Below are 7,550 nucleotides of genomic sequence, written 5' to 3'. Positions count from 1 at the left end.
TCACACCAGGCCGGTCATCACAGCGCGATACCAATAGACGATCATGAGAGGGCCAGTTCGATCACAAGATCAGCGACAGATCCACGGAACTGCCCCCGTCTCATCGGCGCGGCGCGGTGTCGGACTTCGTCCTTCAGGAGGTGGCGCTCGTCCTCGGACACTCGGCACCGGGAGCGGTCGAGGAGCACCAGCTCTTCTCCGACCTCGGATTCGATTCGCTCACCTCGGTGGAGCTGCGCAACCGGCTGGCCGATGCCACTGGTCTGCGGCTGCCGCCATCCCTGATCTTCGAGCGCCCGACACCCAAGGAACTGGTGGAGCACCTGGCCACCCTCCTGGTGGCCGCGCAAGGGGCGTCCTCGCGCGCCGCCGACGTCGACTTCTCCGCCGAGGTCCACCTCGACGAGGGTATTCAGCCCGCGGGCGAGATCGACCGGGTGGCCACCGACCCCGCCGAGATCCTGCTGACCGGCGCCACCGGCTTTCTCGGCGCGTTCCTGCTCCGTGATCTGATGCGATCGACGACCGCCACGGTGCACTGCCTGGTGCGGGGAGAAGACCGGGCCACGGCGACCCACCGCCTGCGGGAGAACCTGGCTTGGTACCAGGTGCGGGAGGACATCGATCCGGCCCGTCTGTCCGTCGTCGTCGGTGACCTGGCCGCGAGCCGACTGGGCCTGGCCGAAGCCGGGTTCGACGACCTCGCCCGCCGGGTCGACGTCGTCTATCACGCCGGCGCGACGGTCAGCTGGCTGCGGCCCTACACCGAACTCGCGCCGACGAACGTCGGCGGCACCCGGGAGGTGTTGCGGCTGGCCGCGGCACACCGCACGGTTCCGGTCCACTACGTGTCGACGACCGGGGTGTTCCCCGCTCCGAGCCCTGACGCGCGCGCGGCCACCGTGACCGACCCGACCGGGCCGGCGCACCTGCTGCACAACGGTTATCTGCAGAGCAAATGGGTCGCCGAGCAGATCATCGGTCTCGGCAGGGACCGCGGACTGCCCCTCTCGGTGTACCGGGTGGATGTCGTGTGCGGCGACCAGATGACCGGCGCCTGCCAGACCAGGGATTTTGTCTGGTTGAGCCTCCGGGGAATCCTGGAGGCCCAGGCGGTGCCCGAGAGCCTCGCCGGCGTCGTCCACATGGTTCCCGTGGACTACGTCAGCACGGCGATCGTGGCTCTCTCCACGCTGCGGGACACCGCTGGCCGGACCTTCCATCTATACAACCGGCAGAATCAGACGTTCGCCGAGTTCGTCGATCACCTCAGATCCTTCGGATACCACCTGCCCGCGCTGGACTGGGACTCGTGGTCGGCCCGCGTGCGCGGGGACCGGAAGAACGCGATGTTCCCGCTGCTGGACTCGTTCGAGGGAATTAACGCAGGCAACGGCCTGGCCACCTATCCGCCGATCGATGTCTCGGACACCGAACACGCGCTGCGGGAAACCGGCATTGAATGCCCGGCGGTCGATCGTGGCCTGTTCGAGAGATATGTGATCTTCTTCGTCAAGGCGGGCTATTTTCCGCCCCCCACCCTTTAGCACGCAGCAGGGGAGTGACCGCATGGCGGAAACATCTGGACGTGATCGTGTGGTTGTGCTCGGCGCAAGCATGGCCGGGCTGTTGGCAGCGCGTGTGCTGGCGGACCGGTACACCGAGGTCGTCCTCGTCGACCGTGACGACCTCACCGGGCACGACGCCGCCGGGGGGCACCGTGACACCCGACGAGGCGTCCCGCACGGCGAGCACCTGCACAACCTGCTGGCCGCTGGTCTCCTCGTCCTGGAGGAACTGTTCCCGGGGATCACCGAGGAGCTGACAGCGAACGGCGCAGCCGCAGGCGACGGCACCGGCAACACGCGGTGGATCGTGAACGGCCGGCGCCTGCCCAAGCCGCAGTCCGGTCTGCCCCTGCTGTCAGTCAGCAGACCGCATCTGGAGCGGCGGGTCCGCGGGCGTGTGCGTGCGCTCGCGAACGTGACCGTGGCGGAACGCACCGAGATCACGGGGCTGCTGACCAGCCCGGACCGGTTGACCGTGGTGGGCGCCCGCGTCCGGCGGGGGGAGACCAGCCGTGATCTGTTCGCCGACCTGGTCGTCGACGCGACCGGCCGACGCACCCGCACGCCCGTGTGGCTCGCGGAGCTCGGCTACCCCGAGGTCGAGGAGGAGCAGCTCCGGGTCGACGTCGGCTACACCACCCAGTACTATCGGCTGGCGCAGGACCGGATGGTCGACGAGGTCTCCATCGACGTCGGCGCCTCGCCGGAGATTCCACGAGGGGCGCTGTGCGCCAAGGTGGAGGACGGCTGTGCCGTCGTCACCGGCTACGGCATCGCCGGCGCCTACCCACCCCACGACTCCGCGGGCTTCCATGACTTCCTGAAATCGCTGGCCAGCACCGACATCTACGACGCGGTGCACGATCAGGAGACTCTCGGGGAGCCGATCGCCTACCGCTTCCCGGCCAACCTGCGACGCCGCTACGAGCGGATGAGCTCGCGCCCTGGCGGGCTACTCGTCATCGGCGACGCCGTATGCAGCTTCGACCCGGTATACGGGCAGGGTATGACCGTCGCGGCCCTGGGATCCAAGGTGTTGCGGGACCACGTCGACCGGTCGGGGGCGGTCGAGCCCGGCAGGTTCTTCGCCGACCTGGCGGCAGAAGCCGTCGACCATGTGTGGGAGCTGACGACCGGGGCCGACCGCGTCTTTCCTGGTGTGGGCGGTGACCTGAGCGAGGAACAACAGGCCGAGCTCGCCTTTCTCGACCAGCTGCTCGAGGCCGCGCGGCGGGATGAGCACCTGCTGGTCGCCTACGCCCGGGTGGCCTACCTCCTTGACCCGTCCGAGGCGCTGGCGGCCCCGGCGATCCAGGCGGCGGTGGCCCGGGCTTTGGAACAGACCGACCAGGGCTAGCCGCATACCGGCACTCCGAACGGACCAGCACCCGCCCCCGGGGGACCCGCGGGAGCACAACCACCGCCGCGGCGTGCGCTGCCCACGGTTCGCGACCTACCGGCTCCAGCGGGCGAACCCGCCCTGTCGGACAGGATTACGGGACACGATCCGCGCCGTGGCTGGTTGTTCACCGGTAATCGGGTCGATTCCTCTCACGTCTATACACGATTACCGACACAAGACCGGATCGAGGAACGCTCGCTGCTAGCCTGCGAGCAGGTCCACGCCATATGCCGTCAGTATACGAATGGAGCAAATGTGCCGTGACCGAAACTCAATACGCACTGGTACGTGACATCAACCTGCACCAGGAGGCCTTCGGAGCCGCTTTCAACTCCGGTGACGCCGCCGCGGTCAATGCGATGTACACCGACGACGCGGTCGGGATGTGGGAGCCGGGAAAGCCCCTCCGCGGCCAGATCCGCCGCGACTACGTGGCTGAATTTCTGGCGACTCGCAAACCGTCCGTGGAAGCGACGGTGCGCCAGAAGCTGGTGGTCGGCGACACCGCCATGCTTGTGGTCGAGTGGCGGATGGACACGATCGGCGCAAACGGCGAACCCGAGCCGCTGGACGGCGTCGCCATCGACGTCCTGCGTCAGGGCGAGGACGGCTACTGGCGTTACGTCGTAGACAACCCCTTCGGTGTCAGCGGCCCGTGGGCCGCCGAGGACGAGGGACGGGAATAGATCGACGCACGAAACGCGGACGCGGGTCACATCACCGCGCTGGCACGCCTGGGACCGGCGAACGAACGATCACATCCATCGCGGCGGACGCCGCACGACATCCGGAGAAGCTCCTGTGTCCACCCCCTCAGTCTCCGCATCGCCGGTCACCGTCGTCGGACTCGGCCTGATGGGCCGCGCGCTGGCGGCGGCCTTCCTGTCCAACGGCCACCCGACCACGGTCTGGAACCGCTCGGCAGGGAAGGCAGACGATCTGGTCGCCAACGGCGCGACCCTCGCCCCATCGATCAGGGCCGCGGTCGAGGCAAGCCCACTCGTCGTCATCTGCGTCTCCGACTACGACGCCGTGCACGAGCTGCTGGACCCGGTCGGCGCCGCCCTGGACGGCCGGACGCTGGTCAACCTGACCACGGCCAGTTCCACTGTGGCGCGTGAGACCGCCAGCTGGGCGGCCCAGCTCGGCAGCACCTATCTCGACGGCGCGATCCTGGCTCTCCCCCAGGCCATCGGCACCGCCGAGGCCACGGTGCTGTACTCCGGACCGAAGGCGGCCTTCGACGGGCACCTGGCCACCCTGCAGGTACTCAGCCAGACCGGGACCGTCTATCTCGACGAGGACCACGGTCTGTCCGCCCTCTATGACATGTCCGTCCTCAGCATCATGTGGGGCGTCCTCAACACCTTCTTGCACGGTGCCGCGCTCCTGGGCACCGCGAGTGTTCCGGCGACCACCTTCGCGAGCCTGGCGGTCACGGCGATCAACGTCACGGCCGACTACGTCACCGCCTACGCGCAGCAGATCGACGAGGACAGGTTCCCGGCCACCGACGCCACCGTCAACGTCCACGTGGGCGGCATGGAGCACCTCGTGGAGGAGAGCAAAGTGCTCGGCGTCAACGCGGAACTCCCGACCTTCTTCCTGGAGCTGGCGAAGCGCGCGGTGGCCGACGGCCACGCCGAGGACAGCTACGCGGCGCTGATCAAGCAGTTCCGCAAGCCCTCCGCCTGACCCAGCCCAGCCACCCGGAACGGCGTGGGGAATCCGAGGCGCAGGCCGCATGCGCCGGATTCCCCGCACGTCCGGAACGCGGCGACATCCACACCGCCTCGACGACCACAGACCGTAACGCGGGGGGATTCACCTTGACCACGCATGAAGACGGAGCGCACACAGGCTCGTCCATCCGTTCGTTCTCTCGCAGGACCGCGCTCAGGGCAGGTGGCCTGGCCGTCGCCGGATCCGCGCTCGGGGTCGGCCTCCCCGGTGTGGCCGAGGCCGTCGAACAGGGCCACGCGGGCCATCGCGACTACGACAACATCGTTGTCGGGGCCGGCCTGGCCGGCCTCACCGCCGCCCGCGAGCTGCGGCGCAAGGGACAGCGGGTGCTTGTGCTCGAGGCACGCGACCGCATCGGCGGGCGGACATGGACCGACACCTTCAACGGCTCTGAGATCGAGCGCGGCGGCGCCTGGGTCGACCCGCTGCAGCCCCATGTGTGGCGCGAGATAGCGCGCTACGGCCTGTCGGTCGTGGCCGACGCGGGACCCGAGCGCGTGATCATGCCAACCCTCACCGGATTCGCCGAGTACGACCCGGTCGAAGCCTACACCCGGCAGGGCGAACTCTTCACTCCTTTCTTCGACGGCTCACGCGACTACTTCCCGAAGCCGTACGAACCGTTCGCCCGCGAGGATCTGATCACACCGCTGGACCGGCTGAGCCTGCGCGACCGGCTCGACCAGCTCGCCTACCCGCCCCAGGACGAGATCCGCATGACCAGCACCACCGCGCTCTACGGCGCTCCGAGCGCGCGCGGCTCGATGCTCCAGCTGTCGCAGTGGTGGGCGCTCGCGGGCTGGAACTACCAGAGCTTCTCCGGAGTGAACACCTTCCGCATGGAGAAGGGCACCATCGCCCTGGCCGAGGCCATCCTGAAGGACGGCAGTCCAGACCTCCGGCTCAACTCCCCCGTCACGTCGATCACTCAGAGCAATGGAAGGGTGCGGGTAGGGACCCGCACGGGGGCGACCTACACCGTGCCCGAGGTCGTCATAGCCGTCCCGGTCAACGTCTGGAAGACCATCAGCTTCGGCCCGGCGCTGCCATCGGAGTACCGCAGGGCAAGCAGCCAGGGCTACGGTGTGCCACGCCAGAAGAAACTGTGGCTGGATCTCACCAGTCCCACGGACCGGTTCATCGCCGAGGCGCCCGAGGGCTATCCCCTCGTCATCATGGGCCGGCTGAACGAGAACGCGCCGGTCGTCGCCTTCACAGTGGACGACAGGCTTGACGTCGGCAACCGTGCCCAGGTCGAGGCGGCGGTACGCAGGATCATCCCGGACGCGCAGCTTCGCAGGCACACCGTGACGGACTGGCAGGCAGACCAGTACGCCCTCGGTGGGCCCGCGTACCGGCAGCCCTTCCAGCTCACACAGCTACACCGTGCGATCAGCCAGCCCTTCGGGCGGATCAGATTCTGCGGCGACGATCTTGCCCTTGGCTGGAGCGGGTACATGGACGGCGCCATCGAATCGGGTCTTCGGGTCGCCGGTTCACCAACGTTGTCCTCGTCGTCGCCTGCGGCGCCCGAGGGTCGCCGCCCGGTGACACCCGAAGTCGATCACAGAATCTACCGCCCCGTCCATCGTCTGTGATCAGCGATCCAACGGCAGTGAGATCGGGAGTAGGCCATGCCAACGACGAACCAATCCGCGACCGAGGCTGTGGACTCGCTGTTCTCCTGGTTCCGGGAGATGCACGACCAGCATCCGATTCATCACAGTGAGGAGTACGGATGGCAGTTGTTCCGGCATGCCGACATCGCCCATGTCCTCACCGATCCGAAGACGTTCTCCTCGGAGACGGTGCGACTGTTCAACGAACCGCAGCCTGATCTCGACCTGTTCCTGATGGGGAACCTGGTCACCAGCGACCCGCCCCACCACCGGATGCTGCGCCAGGTCATCAGCCATGCCTTCACACCGCGCGCGGTGTCGGTGCTGTCCGAGCGGATCGCTCGGATCACCCACTCCCTGCTCGACCGCACGGCCGGCTCCGACACCTTCGATCTGATCGACACGCTGGCCTATCCCCTACCGATCACCGTGGTCGCCGAGATGCTCGGCCTGCCCCACGAGGACGTGCCGATGTTCCGGGCATGGGGCGACGCGCTGGGCGCCCTCGACGCGGCGACGGTGCCGCCCGAGGTCATGGAGGCCGAGGTCGCTCCCGCCATCCGGGAGATGAACTCGTACATCCTTGATCATGTGCGGAGGCGCCGGGAAAGCCCGACCGACGATCTGCTCAGTGACCTGGCGCAGGCGAGTATCGACGGCAAGCCGTTGCGCAACGGCGATCTGATCGGCCTGACCATGTTCGCCGGCCACGCCGCGTCGATGGCCATGATCGGCAACGCGATCGTCGTCCTCGACCGCCACCCCGAGACGTTCGCGGCCGTCCGCTCGGACCGCGATCTGCTGCCGGGCGCCATCGAGGAGCTGATGCGCCTGTACCCACCCTTCTCCCGGATGGCGCGCGTGACCACCACGCAGACGGAGCTCGCGGGGCAGCAGATCGGCAAGGACGAGCTGGTGACGCTGTGGACCGGCGCGGCCAGCAGGGACCCGGGACGCTATCCGGATCCCGACCGCTTCGACATCCACCGCAACACCGGCGGGCACCTCGCCTTCGGCCAGGGCATCCATTTCTGCCTCGGCGCACCGCTGGCCCGGCTGGAGGTCAGGATCGTGCTCAACGCGCTGTTTGATCGTTTCGACGACATCGCCGTGGACTACTCGGGCGGGGTCGAGTTCGAGAACCCTATGCAGATCATCTGCCCTCGGCGGCTACTGGTGCGCGTCACCGGGCGGTCCTAGGGCCTGTTTGGGAAGTTT

Annotated in this window: 6 protein-coding genes; all 6 read left to right on the top strand. The window is 68.0% G+C overall.

Annotated features, from left to right (window positions below):
• The first annotated feature begins 116 nt into the window (after window positions 1–116).
• A complete protein-coding gene (locus AC08OQ_RS15795; RefSeq protein WP_476601682.1) occupies window positions 117–1,547 on the top strand; it encodes a thioester reductase domain-containing protein in 1,431 nt (476 codons plus the stop codon).
• A 22-nt stretch (window positions 1,548–1,569) separates the two neighbouring features.
• Entirely contained in the window at window positions 1,570–2,925 is a 1,356-nt protein-coding gene (locus tag AC08OQ_RS15790) for an NAD(P)/FAD-dependent oxidoreductase (protein WP_476605577.1), read from the top strand.
• 305 nt (window positions 2,926–3,230) lie between these two features.
• Window positions 3,231–3,656 carry a YybH family protein gene (locus AC08OQ_RS15785; protein ID WP_476601684.1) on the top strand — a complete coding sequence of 142 codons (426 nt, stop codon included), beginning with the start codon at window positions 3,231–3,233 and terminating at the stop codon, window positions 3,654–3,656.
• A gap of 115 nt (window positions 3,657–3,771) precedes the next feature.
• Window positions 3,772–4,665 carry an NAD(P)-dependent oxidoreductase gene (locus AC08OQ_RS15780; RefSeq protein WP_462203759.1) on the top strand — a complete coding sequence of 298 codons (894 nt, stop codon included), beginning with the start codon at window positions 3,772–3,774 and terminating at the stop codon, window positions 4,663–4,665.
• A gap of 134 nt (window positions 4,666–4,799) precedes the next feature.
• Entirely contained in the window at window positions 4,800–6,311 is a 1,512-nt protein-coding gene (locus tag AC08OQ_RS15775; RefSeq protein WP_476601685.1) for a flavin monoamine oxidase family protein, read from the top strand.
• A 36-nt stretch (window positions 6,312–6,347) separates the two neighbouring features.
• On the top strand, window positions 6,348–7,532 hold the full coding sequence (locus tag AC08OQ_RS15770) for a cytochrome P450 (protein ID WP_476601686.1): 1,185 nt from the start codon (window positions 6,348–6,350) through the stop codon (window positions 7,530–7,532).
• Window positions 7,533–7,550: the final 18 nt, after the last annotated feature.

Source organism: Frankia sp. CcCS3 (assembly GCF_977927575.1).
Note: the sequence above shows the minus strand (reverse complement) of the source record. Positions and strands in the feature narration are given on the sequence as shown.

Bases quoted from the DNA above. Each gene is read 5' to 3' on its own strand.
- AC08OQ_RS15790 (WP_476605577.1), top strand. From the start codon at position 1,570: ATGGCGGAAACATCTGGACGTGATCGTGTGGTTGTGCTCGGCGCAAGC.
- AC08OQ_RS15770 (WP_476601686.1), top strand. From the start codon at position 6,348: ATGCCAACGACGAACCAATCCGCGACCGAGGCTGTGGACTCGCTGTTC.